This is a genomic window from Corynebacterium auriscanis (genome assembly GCF_030408435.1).
Classification (GTDB): domain Bacteria; phylum Actinomycetota; class Actinomycetes; order Mycobacteriales; family Mycobacteriaceae; genus Corynebacterium; species Corynebacterium auriscanis.
In genome coordinates, this window is sequence record NZ_CP047046.1 from 1,709,322 (window position 1) to 1,724,995 (window position 15,674).

The window sequence follows — 15,674 nt, forward strand, 5'->3', positions numbered from 1 at the left end:
CGTAGGCTATAGAGCGAATTGTAGTAGGGTGGTTGGACGGGACTTTAAAGTCATAAAAGAAAGAGGCGAGGACCTGCTGTGAGCAGCGCAAATTTCGGTCAGAACGAATGGCTGGTAGACGAAATGTACCAGCAGTACAAGCAGAACCCGCAGTCGGTTGATGCCGACTGGCGCGAATTTTTCGAGAAGAACGGTTCGGCGGGTGCTTCTGACAATAAGGCATCCACCCAGCAGCAGAATGCTGCGGGCAGCGCCTCCACCCAGTCAGTTCAGCCATCCCCAGAGAGCAACACCAAAGCTCCCACGGCCAAGGCTAAAGAGACTCAGGTGGACAGTACCCGTCATAAGGTCGCACGGCCCATACCAACACGTGTAGCTCCGCCAGCTCCGAAACAGCCCGTTGAGGCACCGGAGCCAGGCGAGACGGTGCTGCGTGGCCCGGCCAAAGCCGTTGCCAAGAATATGGACATTTCCCTGGAACTCCCGACGGCTACCTCCGTCCGGGATATGCCAGCGAAGCTCATGTTCGAAAACCGAGCAGTGCTTAATGAAACTCTGATTGCCCGCGGTGGCGGCAAGATCAGCTTTACGCACATCATTGGTTACGCCCTGATCCAGGCTGTCAAGGCGCACCCAGACATGAACAATAGTTACGCGGTGGTGGATGGGAAGCCCACCCTGGTTACCCCAGAGCACATTAACTTGGGCTTGGCTATCGACATGCAAGCCAAGAACGGCTCCCGTTCCCTCGTGGTCGCCGCAATTAAGGAAGCCGAGACGCTGGGCTTCAATGAGTTCGTAGAGAAGTACGAAGACATTGTTGTTCGCGCACGCAAGGGCAAGCTGACGATGGATGACTTCAGCGGAGTTACCATCTCGCTGACCAACCCAGGTGGAATCGGCACCCGCCACTCCGTGCCACGCCTGACCAAGGGGCAGGGCGCCATTATCGGTGTGGGATCCATGGATTACCCAGCTGAATTCGCCGGCGCATCCGAGGACCGTTTGGGCGAGATGGGCATCGGCAAGCTGGTCACGATGACCTCCACTTACGACCACCGCATCATCCAGGGCGCCGAGTCCGGCGAGTTCCTGCGCACTATGAGCCGTTTGCTTGTTGACGATGCGTTCTGGGATAGCATTTTCGAGTCCATGCGCGTGCCTTACGCCCCTGTGCGCTGGAGCCAGGACCTGCCGAACATCGGAGTGGATAAGTCCACCCGTGTTATGCAGCTGATCGAGGCCTACCGCGCTCGCGGCCACCTCAAGGCGGACATCAACCCACTGCAGTGGACCCACCCTGGCCTGCCCATGCCAGACAAGTCCGACTTGGATATTGAATCTCACGGATTGACCCTGTGGGACTTCGACCGCACCTTCAACGTAGGTGGCTTTGCAGGTCGCGAAACCATGACCCTCCGCGAGGTCCTCGCAACACTGCGTAAGGCCTACACCCTTAAGGTTGGTTCTGAGTACACCCACATCATGGACGCCTCCGAGCGCCAGTGGCTGCAGGACCGCATCGAAGAGGGCCAGGCTTCCTTCTCCCCTGCTGAACAAAAGTACATTCTGCAGAAGCTCAATTCCGCTGAGGCGTTTGAGAACTTCCTGCAGACCAAGTACGTGGGCCAAAAGCGCTTCTCCCTAGAGGGTGCCGAAACCCTAATCCCAATGATGGATGCAGCCATCGACCGTGCAGCTGGGGCCGACCTCGACGAGGTCGTTATCGCAATGCCGCACCGTGGTCGCCTGAACGTGCTTGCCAACATCGTTGGCAAGCCCTATTCCAAGATCTTCACCGAGTTCGAAGGCAACATCGACCCAGCTGCTGCTGGTGGTTCCGGAGACGTGAAGTACCACTTAGGCGACAAGGGCCACTACCACCAGATGTTCGGCGACGGCGAAATCGACGTCTCGTTGGCAGCTAACCCTTCCCACCTCGAGGCTGTTAACCCAGTCATGGAGGGCATCGCGCGCGCGAAGGAAGATCTGCTGGATCGTGGCAAGGATATGCACACCGTAATGCCAGTTCTATTACACGGTGATGCCGCCTTCGCCGGTCTGGGTGTGGTTCAGGAAACCATCAACCTGTTCAAGCTGGATGCGTACAGCGTCGGTGGTACTGTTCACATCGTTGTAAACAACCAGATCGGTTTCACCACCACCCCAGATGCAGGCCGTTCCACCCACTACGCCACCGACCTGGCCAAGGGCTTTGACTGCCCGGTATTCCACGTCAATGGTGATGACCCAGAGGCCTGCGTATGGGTAGCCCAATTGGCTGTCGATTACCGCAACCGCTTCGGTAAAGATGTCTTCATCGACCTGGTTACTTACCGTCGCCGTGGTCACAACGAGGCAGACGACCCATCGATGACCCAGCCATTGATGTACGACATCATCGGCGACCTGGCCACTTCTCGTGCGCAGTACACTGAGGCCCTCATTGGCCGTGGCGACCTGTCCGAAGAGGATGCGGAGAAGGTGCAGCGCGACTTCCACGATCAGTTGGAGACCGTGTTCAACGAGGTTCGCAAGGCCGAAAAGGGCGCCAAGGCCAAGGAGCAGCTGGGTATCACCCGATCCCAGGAGTTGCCCCACGGCCTGGATACCTCCGTCCCGCGCGAGCTGGTTGAAAAGATCGGTGACCTGTTCTACGACGTTCCTGAGGGCTTTGAGCCACACCCACGTGTTAAGCCAGTCATCAAGCGCCGTAAGCAGATGTCTCGCGAGGGCAAGATCGACTGGGGATTCGGTGAGCTATTGGCCTTCGGTTCCTTGGTTGAGGGTGGCAAGCTGGTTCGTTTGGTCGGTGAGGACACGCTCCGTGGTACTTTCACCCAGCGCCACTGTGTCCTGTTCGACCACGAAGATCACGACCGTTACAACCCACTGCAGGTGCTCGGAGAGGAAGCCGGAAACGGTGGCCGTTTTGAGGCATACAACTCCGCACTGACGGAATTCGCCGGAATGGGCTTCGAGTACGGCTACTCCGTAGGTAACCCAGACGCGCTGGTTGCATGGGAGGCTCAGTTCGGTGACTTCGCCAACGGTGCGCAAACCATCATCGATGAGTACGTATCTTCCGGTGAAGCCAAGTGGGGTCAAATTTCCAGCCTCGTGCTGTTGCTGCCTCACGGTTACGAGGGCCAGGGCCCTGACCACTCCTCCGCCCGCATCGAGCGTTTCCTGCAGATGTCCGCAGAAGGCACATGGACCATTGCCCAGCCTTCCACACCGGCCAACTACTTCCACCTGCTGCGTCGCCACGCATTGGGCAGCCTGAAGCGTCCTTTGGTTGTGTTTACGCCAAAGTCCATGCTGCGTAACAAGGCAGCTGTGTCCAGCGTGGAGGACTTCACCGAGGTAAAGAAGTTCCAGTCCGTCATCGACGATCCAAATCAGAACGGTAAGAACGAAAAGGTTCGCTATGTTCTGATGTGCTCGGGCAAGGTTTACTACGACTTGGAGAAGAAGCGCCAAGAGGACAACCGCGACGATGTCGCCATCGTCCGTGTAGAAATGCTGCACCCCGTCCCATACAACCGGATTAAGGCTGCACTGGAAAACTACCCGAACGCCGAAGTTCGCTGGGTCCAGGATGAGCCTGCTAACCAGGGTCCTTGGCCATTCCTGGCTCTGGAATTGCCGGAGTACCTGCCAGGCCTGAAGCTCAAGCGCGTTTCCCGTCGCGCACAAGCTTCGACTGCTACTGGCGTTGCAAAGGTGCACCAGCTGGAGCAGAAGCAACTCATCGAAGAAGCGTTCCGCGACTAGACCAAACCTAGCCTCGTTGCGCCATTGGAGAAACGTAACTCCTTCCCGGGGCTAGCCAAAAGCTAGTCGCATCACGCACCGCCCGCCCCCACCCTGGGGTCGGGCGGTGTTTTTCATTCATAGTTACCCCTATTGGCTCCCCATCGCCCTATTCTCATAAGGTTGCAATATCCCCAATGGAAAGCCTCATTTCACTGTGCGCACCCACTTCAGCGTTCAACTACAGAGATGAAGCCACCGTGCGATGACCGCCTGAAGAGAAAGGGCAATAATCATGGCCAATCCGGAAACCGGCGCCTCACGCAATAAGAATGACAGCGCCACTTCACACGATTCTTCCAATCCCACTGCCTCCAGTAGCAACACCGGAAACGCTACCCCTCATGGTGGCGAGACTGCAGCTGACGCAACCACGCATTCAGCCAATACGAGCGCAACCAACCAAACGGGTGGTGTGGCCACACTTGACCCGACTCACACAGACCCCCCAGGCCGCCCCGCACATCGCACAGGCGGTCTGAAACACCGCCACCTGCACTTCATTGCTCTAGGGTCAGCCATTGGCACGGGTTTGTTCTACGGTTCCTCGTCAGCCATCCAAGCAGCGGGGCCATCGGTACTGTTCATGTACATCATCGGCGGCGCGGTCGTTTACTTCATGCTGCGTGGTCTTGGCGAACTCGTACTGCGTAACCCACATTCCGGTTCCTTTGCCGAATACGCCACACGCTACTTGGGCAACTGGGCCGGATTCATCACTGGCTGGATGTTCGCTCTTGAAATGATCATCGTTTGTCTAGCGGACCTTTCTGCCATCGGCATCTACATGAGGTTCTGGTTCCCTGATGTAGACGCCTGGGTGTGGGTCGCCGCCACACTGTTGCTCGTGGGCGCTGCGAACATCGCCAGCACCAAGATGTTCGGTGAACTAGAGTTCGGACTCACGCTGGTTAAGGTGGGCGCCGTCGTAGCCATGATCCTAGGTGGGGCGGCCGTAATCATATTTGGGTTGTCTGATTCTCATTCGACGGGCCCCGACAATTTGGTGAATGATGGCGGATTCTTCCCCAACGGTTTCGGGGGCTTCCTTGGGGCATACATTCTTGTACTCTTCGCCTTCGGTGGTACGGAGATCATCGGTGTGGCCGGCGCCTCGACCGATGATCCACGAAAGGCAGTGCCCAAAGCTATCAACACCGTTCCGTTCCGTATTCTGCTGTTCTACGTGTTGTCCATCTTGATCATCTTGTTGATCAACCCTTGGCGCACGATTGATGGCGAGCAATCGCCGTTTGTTCAGATCTTTAGTTCGCTGGGCATCACGTGGGCCGCCGCCCTGCTCAACGTCGTGGTGATAACCGCCGCAGTTTCGGCTATCAACGCGGATATCTTCGGCGCTGGTCGCGTTCTCACGGGCCTAGCGAAACAGCGGCTTGCACCGCAATTCATGAAGAGAACCTCCGGCGATGTGCCCGTCATCACCACCGCCGTGCTCCTCCTCATCCTCGTTGTGGGCGTTGTCCTCAATGCCATGATTCCGGAGAAGATCTTCACCATCTTCGCCTCATTGGCCACGTTTGCGACCGTGTTCGTCTGGTTGATGATCCTTCTCTCCCACGTGGCTTCCCGTCGCGGACTCAACGCAGAGCAAGTATCTGCGATCCAGTACCGCGTACCCCTGTGGCCCATCGGCCAATACTTCGCAATCGCCATGATCATGGTGGCCTTCGGTGTGCTGGCATGGATCGAGGAGTTCCGCGTTTCCTTGGCAACCGGTGCCGGATTCATCGTTATTATGAGCGTTTTTTACTTCTTAATGAAGCCAGGTAAGGCTCAGGGCGAGCTCGCGCCCGCCTGACCATTCCCCCGGCCGCACCATTCCTCCGGCCGCACCACGCCTCCCCGCCCGCACCCGCACCAAGCCCCTTAAGCCAACCGCACCACCCCGGGCGCCCATACACTCCACCCCCGCACCTGCGAATTAGTCATTCGTTTTCCTGCGCCTTCGAATCAGTTTCCTCCTCGTTACCGGGCTCCGTTGCCTGCAGTGCGGGCTCCGAACGCCCCAGCATCTCGGTGCTCACACCGCCGGCCACATTGTTCAATTGCCGCCGGTCGAACCGTTTGAGTACCTCGTTGTCATACAGCGCCACAATGTTTTGCGGCAGGCTTTCATCGAAGCAAATACTTGCAATCCCCGGATCCGAAGCAGCCACCCCAGCCGGCAGGGCCGCCATCATTGTGCTGTGGGTAATGTCGCGCCACTTCGCCAAATCGGGCTTTTCTTCTTTCCTATACAATTCACGAAGCTGCTGGGCCTTGTGGGCGTCGAGTAAATCCAACAGTTCCCCCACGCAACCGAAAGTCACCCCGACCTTTCCGGTGCGAAGATCCGTTATCCGCTCCTTGGGGTCGACAACTACCCGATCAACCTTGAATTGAGTTTCGGTCTCGGGATCCGTCTTCTCCAGCGCGTGCAGGTAGTACAACCCCAGGGAATCGACCTCCCGCTGCTCCATCTTCGCCGGCGCTACACCCCCTTGTGGCACGCCCAAACGGAGGATCACATCACTATTATTGTGGCAACTACTTGCTCCGACGCCCATCGCCGCGATCATCAACATCGCTGCACAGGTCTTGGCTTGGCGCGCGATAGTGGATGCGATTGGTCCACGAACTGGGGCGCTGGCGTTCATAGTATTCCCTATCTGGCTTTCGAGGCGGAGCTTAAAACCACGTCAGGTAGTAGGCAACAGCAAATGCGATGACGGGCAGGATATTCCACAGCGAGCGGAGCCGAAAACCCTCTCCTGCTACGGGAGCACGGCCGGCAAGAACCACAGCAATCAATGCCACTGCGGCTGCAACGGTATACACGCCTACGAAGGAATGGCCAACAAGGAGGAAAAAGATGGCCACACCAACCAATCCACCGCAGAACAATCGCCCGATAAGGTGCACTAAAATCTGCCTTCCAACACAATCTATAGTCGTCGTCTACTTTACTCCCCACCCCAGACTGGTCTTCACTCGACTGTTTATGCAGTTGCTGTTGCACCCCGTGGAATTAGCCCAGTACACAGGGTGCGTTAGACTGACAATCATCATGTCTCAAGTAACTGAATCCGCTGTCCGCAGCGCGCTATCCCGCGTAGAGGATCCCGAGCTTAATAAGCCGATAACCGAGCTCGGTATGGTGAAGTCAATCGAGATCAACGGTTCCGATGTAGCCGTAGAAATCTACCTCACCATCGCCGGTTGCCCGATGAAAAACCACCTGGTTGAGAGAACTCAGCAGGCTACCGAATCCGTCGATGGCGTGGAAAAGGCCACCGTCACCACCGACGTGATGAACGATGACCAGCGCCGCGAACTGCGCATGAAGGTTCGCGGAGATTCCGCCGATCCGGTTATTCCCTTCGCTCAACCAGATTCCACCACCCGCGTGTACGCCATTGCCTCCGGTAAGGGCGGCGTGGGTAAGTCCAGTGTGACGGTCAACCTCGCCGTGGGCTTGGCCAAGCGTGGGCTGAAGGTCGGCATCATTGATGCCGATATTTACGGCCACTCCATCCCTCACCTGATGGGCAGTACAGATAAGCCACACCAGGTTGATGAGATGATCATGCCGTTGCAGGCCCACGGTGTGAAGTTGATTTCCATTGGGCACTTCTTGGGCGATAACTCCCCGGTCGTGTGGCGTGGCCCTATGCTGCACCGTGCGATTCAACAGTTCCTAGGTGACGTGTTCTGGGGCGACTTGGACATTCTATTGCTCGACTTGCCACCGGGAACCGGAGACGTGGCGATTTCCGTGGCGCAGCTGGTCCCGAATGCGGAGTTGCTGATTGTTACCACCCCACAGGCTGCCGCCGCCGAGGTCGCCGAGCGCGCCGGTTCCATTTCCCAGCAGACTCGTCAGCGCATCGGTGGTGTGATCGAGAACATGAGCTGGATGAACATGCCGGATGGTTCCAAGATGGAGGTCTTCGGCTCCGGCGGCGGTCAGTTTGTCGCCGATCGACTGTCGAAGATTGCCGGCACCAAGGTTCCCCTGCTCGGTCAAATCCCATTGGATCCCAACCTCCGTATCGGTGGCGATTTGGGTAACCCCATCGTCATCTCAGAACCCGAAAGTGAAGCCGCCATCGCCTTCGGTGGGATCGCCGATCACTTGTCGATGCGACGCTCGTCGTTGGCTGGTAAGTCGCTCAACCTTGGGGTCACGCGCAAGTAGGCCCCTGGGAAGGTTTCTTTCTGCGGGGTTCGCCCCTCTTGAGGGTTATATCCCGTCGCGGGGTTACATCCCGTCGCGGGGTTAAAACCAGCCGCCCGAGTGTGACCTTTCACCTTGGGGTGGGTTGCCCCACAGAAACGACGTTGTTTTAGATCACATCGTCCCAACCGCTAGCATTAGCGGTTTGCCCGCCACCGGTAGCCGCCTGGGGTGGTTGGGATTTGGTGTTTTCCGATACTGGTACAGCTGACCCCGCGGTCTGCGCGGACCCCGTGGCCTGGGCAGCATTAGTCTGCACGCCCGCGCCCTGCTCTCCCCTGCTTTGAGCACCCGCACTGTGGTCGCCACCGATGTTCCCAGCAATACCAGGGCCCGCCCCACCTGCACGAGCCTCCATGGCGAGGTGATCCGCCGCCTGTTGTACTGGGCTTTCACCACCCGTGCGGACTTGCTCTCGCGATTCTCCTGCGGTTGCTTGCTGTGTTATCTCGACGCCACCCTGAGCCGCGGTTCCCTGTTGTCCACTTGCACTAGCGTTGGTTCCTGCCCCCGCTCCGCGTAGGGTATCCCGCAAGTTGGGCTGTCGAATCGTTTCGACGGTATCGCGGAACTGGTTTTTCGTGTCGTCGAGGGACGTCAGGTAGCTTTCGTCGCCGTCAAAAAGTGTCTTGGTGATGAATCCGCGTGCGCCCATCTGTCGCACGCTGTTCAATTCCGCGAGAGGCTTGGAGAACTCGCGAATCTCCTCACCGAATTCGCCATCCAATTGTTGCCGGGCTTCGCCAACGGCATTCCGAATCGCCAGCATGATTGCTCGGAGCTCTTTGATCAATCCTGGCAGTCGCTCTGGGCCGATAACCAATAGAGCGACCACGAAAATTATCGCAAGCTCTACCCATCCAACACTTGAAAACACGCTCTATACCTTAACTCACAGCCACTGCGACTCGCTCGATCAAAACTGTTCACTGTTTCCAGCGTATACCCCGGGCGGGCCCCACTAGCGCTGTGCTAGCCTCCGCAGAAGCAATCCCACCCGATCGGAAAGAGTCTCCGGTCGCCGGCATCCGTCAGCGGCGAAAGTCCGTTTGCCATGAGCGACTGCGGGTTGTGCACTGCCTACGGTCGCAGCTTCGGGAATTTTCGCTAGTTTCTCGCGCAAGGTTCCGCTGGCCCGGACCGGAACTTCATGCTCTCGAAGTCGCTCAGCGGCCACCCGCTGCGCATTGACTTCTTCTCGGCACTGCTCGCAGTGCACCAAATGCACCTTGGCACGATGCTCTGCTTTCGGGCTGAGCTCGTTGTCGACGAGCGCCGCGATGGCCTCGAGGGAGAGGTGGTCCACGGACAGTTCACGATTGAAATCGTCCAAGAAAGATGCCACGACTACTCCTTTCTGGTGGCCAACCGCTGACTTAGCTTTTCACCGCTTCCGCTGGCACGAACGTTAGCTGCCCAGCTTCGCGCTGCAGGTGACTGCGAAGCTGCGTACGGGCGCGGTGAATACGGGAACGAACTGTTCCCAATTTTAGACCCAATGTACGGGAAATCTCGTCGTAGGTCATTCCCATGCCATCACACAGTACAACTGCAACACGGAATTCGGGCGACAGCTGGTCCAGCGCTTGCTCTAATGCTGGATCGATATTATTCATCTCGTACGCCACGTCAGGAGCAGCGATCGTACCCTCTACTCTGTCGTAATCCTCGGGCAACTCCTCCATGCGGATGGTGGAACGTCGCCGGACCATATCGAGGAACAAGTTGGTGGTAATGCGATGCAACCAGCCTTCAAAAGTCCCCGGTTGGTAATTCTTCAGACTGCGAAATACCCGCATGAATGTGTCTTGGGTGAGGTCTTCGGCATCCTGCTGGTTGCCCGAGAGCCTGTACGCCAAGCGATACACACTATCGGCGTGTTCGTTAACCAACTGCTCCCACGTTGGCATCTTTCCGATTCCGGCATCAAAATCCGCGGTACTAGCTCCGGCCGCAATCGAGTCACTCATGTCTCTTATTGTGACTTATTTCCCTCCCAAAAATCTAATCTTGACCTGTTTCTTACCTGTGAATCTCAAACCTCGCCGGTCACAGCAGTCACGGCAGTTCACTCGCTTTTCTTTTTTCGACGCCACACGCAGACATGCCGCGTACCCAGCGCAATGTACCCGTATTCCTCCCCTAGGCTTGTCCCTTGTGAATGCCTCATCTGCTACCCCCGAACAAGCCATCGTCGCTCACGTCAACCGCACGGCGAACCACGATGAAGCGCTCCTCGTCGCAATAGAAGCCGCCGAGGAATTTGGGCTGATGTACCCAGACACGATTACGGGCGAATTTCTTACACTCCTAGCCGCGCATGCTGGGAGCTCCGCGACTCTCGCTGGACACACCCCCACTGCAATCGTGATGAGCAGCGCATCCGGTGTGGTTGGATCCTACTTATTCGCCGGCATGTCCGACGGTCACCTCACGTGCATTGAACCGGAGGTGCAATACCAACAGTTGGCGAAGGAAGCCTTTGCGGCATCCGGAAAGCGACCCAACAGCTTCCGCTTTCTCCCTAGCTCCCCACTCGATGTTGTGAGCCGCCTCGCGCAGGAAAGCTACGATCTCGCCGTAGCTGAAGCCCATGAGGAAGACCTCATTCCACTGGTGAAAGCCACGCTACCCGCGCTCCGACCGGGTGGCTTGATCATCCTCATGGACACGCTGGTTGATGGCCTCATTGGCGATGAGTCCCGCACGGACCGGCAAACCACGGCGGCTCGGGAAGCAGACGAGTTCTTCCGCGAGCTGCAGGACGTTCAGGTTTCGCGCCTACCCTTGGGCGCGGGGCTAACGTTGCTAACAAAGGTCAGCGCCCCGCAGAACTAACGCAGCCAATCAGCGCCCCGCAGAGCTAACGCAGCCAATCAGCGCACCGCAGAGCTAACGCAGCTGATCAGCTCACCGCGCAACAAGCTGAGCGAGGTGAATCTTCACGGCGCTGAGCTTCAGCCTGCTGCGTCTACCCCCAGTTCGAGAACCCGAGGCTAAACCCGCTGGTTCTTTCCAATACAGACCACGCCGTCATCAGAGACCTTGAACCGTTGCTCATCCAACGAGCGGTCCACGCCGACAATCTGACCGTCGGAGATGACAACGTTTTTGTCGATGATTGCGTGACGTACAACCGCACCCTTACCGATACGCACGCCAGGCATGATCACACAGCCTTCCACTGTTGCGCCCTCATCCACAATCACATTCTCGCTCAGCACGGAGTTACGAACGGTACCGGCGGAAATGATGCAACCCGCCGAAACCATGGACGACTGCGCGATACCGCCCTTGACGAACTTGGCCGGTGGCAAGTTACCGGTCTCCGCAGTGTGAATTGGCCACTGCTGGTTATACAGGTTGAAGATTGGGTGAACGCTAATGAGGTCCATGTGCGCTTCGTAGAAAGCATCCACCGTACCCACGTCACGCCAGTATCCCTTGTCGCGGTCGGTTTCACCTGGCACGTAGTTCGAGGAGAAGTCGTAGACCTGCGCCTGTCCCTTATCGACGAGCATAGGGATGATGTCGCCACCCATATCGTGATTGGAAGCTTCATTCTCGGAATCTTCCAACAGCGCTTCAATCAGCGCTTGAGCAGTGAACACATAGTTACCCATCGAGGCGAATGAGACTTCCGAATCATCCGGCACGCTCGGAGGATCCGCCGGCTTCTCCAAGAATCGCTCGATCCGACCGTCATCACCGGCCTGAATCACGCCGAACGCGGTGGCGTCGTACCTAGGCACCCGAAGGCCTGCGACCGTAACCCCAGCACCGGACTCTATGTGCTCCTTGACCATTTGCGCAGGGTCCATGCGGTACACGTGATCCGCACCGAAGACGATGATGTAATCCGGCTGCTCATCGTAAACCAAGTTAAGGGACTGCAAGATCGCGTCGGCACTACCGGTAAACCAGCGCTTGCCAAGACGTTGCTGTGCCGGGACTGGAGTGATGTATTGTCCGGCGAGACCCGACAACTGCCACGATTGGGAAATGTGGCGGTCAAGGGAGTGGGATTTGTACTGGGTCAGCACACAGATCTTGTAGTAGCCGGCGTTGACCAAGTTGGACAGTACAAAGTCGATCAAGCGGTAGTTGCCACCGAAGGGAACTGCCGGCTTCGCGCGGTCAGCGGTAAAGGGGAAAAGGCGCTTACCTTCACCACCCGCCAGAACGATGGACAAGACGTTCGGAGTGTTCTTCACACCTCCCACCGTAATGGCGCGCGCGGAGTTTTGCTTGGCGAAATCGATCACATCACTTTTGCGGGGGAACCCTTTGACTTCCGGCCTACCCAAACAGGGTGGCTTACGACGGGAAACTTGTTCAAGCGTGGCTTAAAGTCATAGGTATGCGTATCGCGATGCTGACCAAAGAATACCCACCGGAGATTTACGGCGGAGCCGGCGTGCACGTTACCGAATTGGTACGGCACATGCGTGAATTGGAGACTGTCGACGTCCACTGCATGGGTGGTCCTCGCCAAGAAGAAAACGTCTACGTTCATGGCGTGGACCCAGAATTGAAAAACGCCAATGCTTCCGTGCAGACCCTCTCCACGGGTCTGCGCATGGCAAACCAGCTCAATGCAGGTGGGCCCGTAGATGTGGTGCATTCTCACACGTGGTACACCGGCCTCGGTGGCCATGTTGGCGCGCTGCTTAATGAGATCCCGCACGTAGCCACCGCGCACTCCCTAGAGCCACACCGCCCGTGGAAGCGCGAACAGCTCGGGGGAGGCTACCTAGTGTCCTCGTGGTCGGAAAAGAACGCAATGGAAAAAGCCGATGCAGTAATCGCGGTCTCAGCCAAGATGAAAGAGGCGATTCTAGATGCCTACCCAGCCATCGATCCGGATCGCATTCACGTAGTACTCAACGGCATTGATTCGCAGTTGTGGCAGCCCCGCCCCATTTTCGCCGAGGCCGCAGAGACCACGGGCCGCTCCGTCTTGCAGGAAATTGGTGTTGACCCCTCCCGCCCCATCGTCAGCTTCGTCGGTCGCATCACGCGCCAAAAGGGTGTACCACACCTATTGCGTGCGATACGCCACATGGATAGCGAGATCCAGGTTGTCTTATGTGCAGGCGCACCGGACACCCCGGAAATCGAGGCGGAGGTTACCGGCTTGGTCGAAGAGCTGCAGTCCAGCCGCGATGGCGTGTTCTGGGTCAAGGAAATGCTACCCAAGGAAAACTTGCAGGAAATCCTCACGGCGTCCGATGTATTCCTCTGCCCTTCCATCTATGAACCCCTCGGCATCGTGAACTTGGAGGCCATGGCCTGCGGAACGGCAGTTGTCGCATCGGATGTGGGTGGCATTCCCGAGGTTGTGGTGGATGGCTCCACCGGCACTTTGGTTCATTACGACGCCCACGAGGCCGAAGCCTTCGAGCAGGACTTGGCTCGCGCTACCAATGACCTGGTTGCCGACCGCCACAAAGTACGCGCTTTTGGGCAGGCTGGGCGTGACCGCGCTGTGGATACTTTCAGTTGGGCCACGATCGCTCAACAAACTGTGGACGTATACCGTTCGTTGCTGTAGCGGATACGCCCACCCCTCCCCTAATAACCACCTCAGATAGTTGTTTGGGGGTTCTAAGGACCCCGACCCGCGTCAGCGTTCACTGGTATACATGGGGACATGGAAAACTCCCTCCGCTTAAACCGCCCGGAGTTGCACATCACTGCAGAAACCGGTGTGCTCGAAGCTCCGGCTGGCGCCATCTTCGCCGATGGCGCCATTCACGTGTTCCACCAGTTTCGGCCCACCCCGACTTCCGGGGCGAAGTGGGCGCACCAGGTAGCTTCCTCCGTGGCCTACGACTGGGACGTTTGCGATGATGTTCTGGCCCCCGAAGGCGATGAAATCGATATCCTAGCCGGATCGTCGGTAGGCACGGACGAGGGCGTCGAACTATTTTTTGTTAGCACCACTGCCGACCAGAGTGAGGCAACCGGTCGCGGTGAGCTTCTAGGGTCAGAGATTGACCACGGGGATAAAGGGGCGCGCCAATTCCAGATCCAGCGTGCAGCGATCGACAACATCTCAGAAATGATTGATGTTTCGGACGATCCGTCCACAATCGACCCGCACGTCCGCCGCTTAGGCCCCATCTCGATTGACGATTCAGCCTACGCAGTACGCAATCTAGTGACACCGTGTGTGATCCCCCATGAGCAATTCGGTGGCTGGGTCATGGTGGCGTTGGCTCTGGAGGGTGAAACCGAAGCACGTATCGTGGTGTTGAGCTCTACTGATCGCCAGAACTGGAAGGTTGAGGGGCCATTGCAGCTTGAAGGGAACGCAAAGCTGCCCACGAGCCGACCATTCGCACCGCGCATCGTCCGAATGGACGATGTTGTAACCGGTGAGGCCAAGGATGTCGTTGTGGTGACCTTCCCCAACGAATCTACGCCGTCGCGCGAGACCGCTGGCTATCTAGTGGGAACACTGCAGGGCAACACCCTGCACGTCTCCACCGATTTCCGACCGCTCGATTTCGGTCCGGATTTCACTCGACCTCGCATAATCCAAGGCGAAAGCACCGTTATGTTTGGTCTAGTAGGAACGCATCCGCAAGCTGTGGGTGTGGACTCGTGGGCCAACTGCCTATCGGCGCCCCGTCATCTGACATTGGCCGATGGCAAGCTCTACCAAGACATCGTGGGTGCTCCCGCTGCCGTTCGCGGGTTCTCCGACTACGGAATCATCTACACCGCGCAACTGGATGCTAGCCAGGGCAAGGTCGTGGCCGATCTAGTTAACCAAGACGGGAAGGTAGTGCTGACGATCACCTACGCGGCAAACGAAATTAGTATTGCCCGTAACGGGGTGAACACAGTCAGTGCGCCTTTGGACGACGCGGACAGCGATACCTTGGCGATCTTCGTTGACGGGCCGGTGTGTGAAGTATTCGCTGATGGCGGGTCTGCCACGTTGACCAGCACGGTACTCTCCGAGCAACCCGCTAGTGCCATTGAAGTCAAAGCGCACGATGGCGCAAAGGTCATCGCCAGCATGCGCACTAAGGGCAAGGAAATCCAGCGACGCAACGCTGGACTAACTTCGCCAGAGGAGCAAGAGCGCTTTATGCGCGAAGCTCTGCTCGCGGACCGCGAGCTCGCAACGGGCGTGGACGAGGAACTGTAGTGTTCACTCAGCTGCTGCCCCATTGCGGTTGGTAGCAGTTCCGCCCTGGGGCACCCCGGTGTTGGTAGCAGTTCCGCCCTCGGGCATCCCGATATTGGTAACAGTTCCACCCTCGGGCACCCCGATATTGGTAACAGTTCCACCCTCGGGCACCCCGATGTTGGTAGCAATTCCACCCTCGGGCACCCCGATATTGGTAACAGTTCCACCCTCGGGCACCCCGATATTGGTAACAGTTCCACCCTCGGGCACCCCGATATTGGTAACAGTTCCACCCTCGGGCACCCCGATATTGGTAACAGTTCCACCCTCGGGCACCCCGATATTGGTAGCAGTTCCACCCTCGGGCACCCCGATAACGAACGATATGGGGACGGGGTGTCCACCGCCCATCTCACCGAAGCACCCACCGCCCACATCCCACCGAAGCACCCACCGCCCACATCCCACCGAAGCACC

12 protein-coding genes and 1 pseudogene are annotated in these 15,674 nt (G+C 57.8%); 6 read left to right on the top strand and 7 right to left on the bottom strand.

The features are described from left to right. Positions 1-78: 78 nt before the first annotated feature. Complete coding sequence (locus tag CAURIC_RS07145) at positions 79-3,777, top strand: multifunctional oxoglutarate decarboxylase/oxoglutarate dehydrogenase thiamine pyrophosphate-binding subunit/dihydrolipoyllysine-residue succinyltransferase subunit (RefSeq protein ID WP_035114126.1); 3,699 nt, start codon at positions 79-81, stop codon at positions 3,775-3,777. Positions 3,778-4,051: 274 nt separating this feature from the next. Further along, positions 4,052-5,635: an amino acid permease gene (locus CAURIC_RS07150; RefSeq protein WP_290182275.1), complete on the top strand. Its 1,584-nt coding sequence runs from the start codon at positions 4,052-4,054 to the stop codon at positions 5,633-5,635. A 127-nt stretch (positions 5,636-5,762) separates the two neighbouring features. Here CAURIC_RS07150 and CAURIC_RS07155 read toward each other — a convergent pair whose 3' ends face one another. Further along, positions 5,763-6,473: a hypothetical protein gene (locus tag CAURIC_RS07155; RefSeq protein WP_052095000.1), complete on the bottom strand. Its 711-nt coding sequence runs from the start codon at positions 6,471-6,473 to the stop codon at positions 5,763-5,765. 31 nt (positions 6,474-6,504) lie between these two features. Then, on the bottom strand, positions 6,505-6,738 hold the full coding sequence (locus CAURIC_RS07160; RefSeq protein ID WP_035114128.1) for a hypothetical protein: 234 nt from the start codon (positions 6,736-6,738) through the stop codon (positions 6,505-6,507). Positions 6,739-6,883: 145 nt separating this feature from the next. On the opposite strand from CAURIC_RS07160, the gene CAURIC_RS07165 reads away from it, so the two are divergent. Further along, on the top strand, positions 6,884-8,014 hold the full coding sequence (locus CAURIC_RS07165; protein WP_035114131.1) for an Mrp/NBP35 family ATP-binding protein: 1,131 nt from the start codon (positions 6,884-6,886) through the stop codon (positions 8,012-8,014). Positions 8,015-8,378: 364 nt separating this feature from the next. Here the strand turns inward: CAURIC_RS07165 and CAURIC_RS07170 are convergent. From CAURIC_RS07170 to sigE, 3 genes and pseudogenes are all read right to left on the bottom strand, one after another. Continuing rightward, positions 8,379-8,930 (bottom strand): annotated as a pseudogene (locus CAURIC_RS07170) (twin-arginine translocase TatA/TatE family subunit); the annotation flags it as partial. Positions 8,931-9,014: 84 nt separating this feature from the next. Then, positions 9,015-9,398 (bottom strand): zf-HC2 domain-containing protein, encoded by a 384-nt coding sequence (locus tag CAURIC_RS07175; RefSeq protein ID WP_084588156.1) that lies wholly within the window; start codon positions 9,396-9,398, stop codon positions 9,015-9,017. Positions 9,399-9,429: 31 nt separating this feature from the next. Continuing rightward, positions 9,430-10,023, bottom strand: a complete 594-nt coding sequence (sigE, locus tag CAURIC_RS07180) for an RNA polymerase sigma factor SigE (RefSeq protein WP_035114139.1) — start codon at positions 10,021-10,023, stop codon at positions 9,430-9,432. Between the two features lie 187 nt (positions 10,024-10,210). On the opposite strand from sigE, the gene CAURIC_RS07185 reads away from it, so the two are divergent. Further along, positions 10,211-10,891, top strand: a complete 681-nt coding sequence (locus CAURIC_RS07185; RefSeq protein ID WP_035114142.1) for an O-methyltransferase — start codon at positions 10,211-10,213, stop codon at positions 10,889-10,891. A gap of 158 nt (positions 10,892-11,049) precedes the next feature. Here the strand turns inward: CAURIC_RS07185 and glgC are convergent, their stop codons facing one another. Then, the gene (gene glgC / locus CAURIC_RS07190; RefSeq protein WP_035114231.1) at positions 11,050-12,267 is read right to left on the bottom strand and encodes a glucose-1-phosphate adenylyltransferase; all 1,218 of its coding nucleotides are present in this window, start codon (positions 12,265-12,267) and stop codon (positions 11,050-11,052) included. A gap of 146 nt (positions 12,268-12,413) precedes the next feature. Between glgC and glgA the strand changes: the two genes are divergently transcribed. Further along, positions 12,414-13,607, top strand: coding sequence for a glycogen synthase (gene glgA, locus CAURIC_RS07195; protein ID WP_035114146.1), 1,194 nt, complete (start codon positions 12,414-12,416; stop codon positions 13,605-13,607). Between the two features lie 99 nt (positions 13,608-13,706). After that, positions 13,707-15,215 (top strand): GH32 C-terminal domain-containing protein, encoded by a 1,509-nt coding sequence (locus CAURIC_RS07200; RefSeq protein WP_035114149.1) that lies wholly within the window; start codon positions 13,707-13,709, stop codon positions 15,213-15,215. A 3-nt stretch (positions 15,216-15,218) separates the two neighbouring features. Here the strand turns inward: CAURIC_RS07200 and CAURIC_RS07205 are convergent, their stop codons facing one another. Continuing rightward, positions 15,219-15,608, bottom strand: coding sequence for a hypothetical protein (locus CAURIC_RS07205; protein WP_290182283.1), 390 nt, complete (start codon positions 15,606-15,608; stop codon positions 15,219-15,221). Between the last annotated feature and the right edge of the window lie 66 nt (positions 15,609-15,674).